This is a genomic window from Streptomyces solincola, assembly GCF_002982015.1.
Lineage (GTDB): Bacteria > Actinomycetota > Actinomycetes > Streptomycetales > Streptomycetaceae > Streptomyces > Streptomyces solincola.
The window spans coordinates 1-2,770 of the sequence record NZ_PVLV01000516.1 but is presented as its reverse complement, the minus strand read 5'-3'; the positions used below and the strand labels follow the sequence as shown (position 1 = coordinate 2,770).

Annotated in this window: 3 protein-coding genes; 2 read left to right on the top strand and 1 reads right to left on the bottom strand. The window is 74.2% G+C overall.

Features of this window, described 5'->3' with window-relative positions; translation table 11 throughout:
• Nucleotides 1-167: 167 nt before the first annotated feature.
• Nucleotides 168-980, bottom strand: a complete 813-nt coding sequence (locus tag C6N75_RS26100; RefSeq protein WP_105871335.1) for a PspA/IM30 family protein — start codon at nt 978-980, stop codon at nt 168-170.
• 261 nt (nt 981-1,241) lie between these two features.
• On the opposite strand from C6N75_RS26100, the gene C6N75_RS26095 reads away from it, so the two are divergent.
• Both C6N75_RS26095 and C6N75_RS26090 read left to right on the top strand, forming a co-directional pair.
• Entirely contained in the window at nt 1,242-1,841 is a 600-nt protein-coding gene (locus C6N75_RS26095) for a DUF3043 domain-containing protein (RefSeq protein ID WP_105871334.1), read from the top strand.
• Between the two features lie 71 nt (nt 1,842-1,912).
• A complete protein-coding gene (locus C6N75_RS26090; protein ID WP_256104456.1) occupies nt 1,913-2,635 on the top strand; it encodes a class I SAM-dependent methyltransferase in 723 nt (240 codons plus the stop codon).
• Nucleotides 2,636-2,770 lie beyond the last annotated feature (135 nt).

The following is a 2,770-nucleotide window of genomic DNA, read 5'->3' as shown; positions in this document are numbered from 1 at the left end:
GCCGGGAGCGGGGGGCGGCGGCCGGGGTGTTCGTCGCTGTGCCGCACGGGCCAGCCTCTCTGCGTGCCGCGCGCACGGACCGCACACGGCCCGGCACCCGGGCCCGTGGACGCGGGCCCGGGTGCCGGGCGGGTGGAGTGCGGTGCGGTCCCGCGGGAGCGGGCGGCCTACTGCTTGTCGAACCTGGGCGGCTGCGGCTGGGACTGCGACCGGCCCTGGGACTGGTCCTCGGCGGCGCCCTGGCCGCCCTCGATGGCCTGCTGGCGGTCGGCGGCGCCGCCGGCCAGCTCGGCCTTCATCCGCTGGAGCTCCAGCTCCACGTCGGTGCCGCCGGAGAGGCGGTCCAGCTCGGCCTGGATGTCGTCCTTGGCCAGCCCGGAGTGGTCGTCCAGGGCGCCGGAGGCCAGCAGCTCGTCGATGGCCCCGGCCCGGGCCTGGAGCTGGGCCGTCTTGTCCTCGGCGCGCTGGATGGCGACGCCCACGTCGCTCATCTCGTCGGAGATGCCGGAGAACGACTCGGCGATCCGGGTCTGCGCCTGGGCCGCGGTGTAGGTGGCCTTGATCGTCTCCTTCTTGGTGCGGAAGGCGTCGACCTTGGCCTGGAGGCGCTGCGCGGCCAGCGTCAGCTTCTCCTCCTCGCCGGCGAGGGTCTGGTGCTGCGTCTCCAGGTCGCTGACCTGCTGCTGGAGCGCGGCGCGGCGGGACAGCGCCTCGCGCGCCAGGTCCTCGCGGCCCAGCGCCAGCGCCTTGCGGCCCTGGTCCTCCAGCTTGGCGGACTGGGTCTGGAGCTGGTTGAGCTGGAGCTCCAGGCGCTTGCGTGAGGTGGCCACGTCGGCGACGCCGCGGCGCACCTTCTGGAGCAGTTCGAGCTGCTTCTGGTACGAGTAGTCGAGCGTCTCGCGCGGGTCCTCGGCCCGGTCAAGAGCCTTGTTGGCCTTCGCGCGGAAGATCATCCCCATACGCTTCATGACACCGCTCATGGGCTGCGCGCGCCCCCTTTTCTGACGGACTCGGCTCCGGCACTCCAACAGAACCCACAGTACGGGGCCCACATCCATTACCGCACCGTCCGGAGCCGGATGCGGTCATCCGCAAGGACGAGTGCGGACGTCCGCGATCAGGCCCAGGGAGGAGCGGCCACCCCGAGGGGCGCCCCCGCACACGGGGCCGCGGGCCGCCGTTGCGCGATCGTTCTGCTCGCGCACAGGAGTACGCACGAGCCCTCCCGTACCCTGGGCCTTGTGTTCCGTAGCCGTTCGAAGGACGAGAAGGTCTCCGCTGTGAAGGCGCCGGCGGACCTCCCCACGCAGCCCCGCGACCCGCAGGCCCCCAAGGGCCGCCCCACTCCCAAGCGGAGTGAGGCCCAGACCACGCGCCGCCGTGCGCAGACCAGCGCTCCGCTGGACCGCAAGGAGGCCGCGCGCCGCCAGCGCGAGGCCCGGCGGGCCGACATGACCCGCCAGCGCCAGGCGCTGGCCAGCGGTGACGAGCGCTATCTGCCGGCCCGCGACAAGGGCCCGGTGCGGCGCTTCGTCCGCGACTTCGTGGACTCGCGGTTCTGCGTCGCGGAGTTCTTCCTCCCGATGGCCGTGATCATCCTGATCCTGTCGACGATGCCGTCGCCGCAGCTCAAGAACATCTCGCTGCTGCTGTGGCTCGGTGTGATCGCGATGATCGTGGTCGACTCGGTCGGTATCTGGATCCGGCTGAAGAAGCAGCTCGCCGCCCGCTTCCCGAACGAGAACAAGCGCGGCGCGGTCGCCTACGGTCTGATGCGCACCCTTCAGATGCGCCGGCTGCGCCTGCCGAAGCCGCAGGTCAAGCGCGGAGAGCGGCCCTGAGCACCCAGGTCTCGGGATTCGCGGGCGCGTCGGCTGGCCGGCTGGACGGTCTGGGCGGGCTGCGGGCCACCGTGCGCCAGGAGCTGGTGGCCCGGCAGCTCGACGAGCAGATCACCGCCCGGTACCCGGTCGGCCAGCGGCTGCGCATCCTGGACGCCGGGATGGGGCAGGGCACCCAGGCGCTGCGGCTGGCCCGGGCCGGGCACACGGTCACCGGTCTGGAGGCCGACGAGACCCTGCTGCGCGCGGCGCGTGAGGCGCTGACCGGTGAGCCGGCCGGCATCCGCGAGCGGGTGACGCTGCTCCAGGGGGACGGCCGGGAGACCGGCGTGCACTTCCTGCCGGGCAGTTTCGACGTGGTGCTCTGCCACGGCACCCTGATGTACGCCGAGGAGCCCGACGCCATGCTGGCCGGGCTGGCCCGGATGCTCGCGCCGGGCGGGCTGCTGTCCCTGGTGGTGCGCAACGGCGACGCGCTGGCGATGCGCCCGGGCACCGGCGGCGACTGGCGCGGGGCGCTGGCCGCCTACGAGTCGGCCACCGACGTCGACCGGTTCGGGCAGCAGGTGCGCGCCGACCGGCTGGCGGACCTGACCGCGACGCTGGCGGGCATCGCCGCGCCGCTCCAGGCCTGGTACGGCGTGCGGGTCTTCACCGACAACGTGCCCAGCGAGGTCGGTCTGCCGCCGTCCGACGAGCTGGCCCTGCTGCTGGACGCCGAGGACCGGGCCGGCCGCACCGAGCCCTACCGCCGGGTGGCGGCCCTGCTGCACGTCTGCGGCGTGCGCGGCTAGCACCCGGCTCCCCCGTCGTCGCCCTCCGCCTGGCGCGCCGTCCCTCCGGCGCCTCGGCCCGCGGGGCCGACGGCGACCCCGCACCCGGCGACCACCGCCGCCACCTGATCGGGTGCGCCGGACGGGCGGGCCGGG

Coding starts and splice junctions, on each gene's coding strand:
- C6N75_RS26100 (WP_105871335.1), bottom strand. CDS start 980: ATGAGCGGTGTCATGAAGCGTATGGGGATGATCTTCCGCGCGAAGGCC.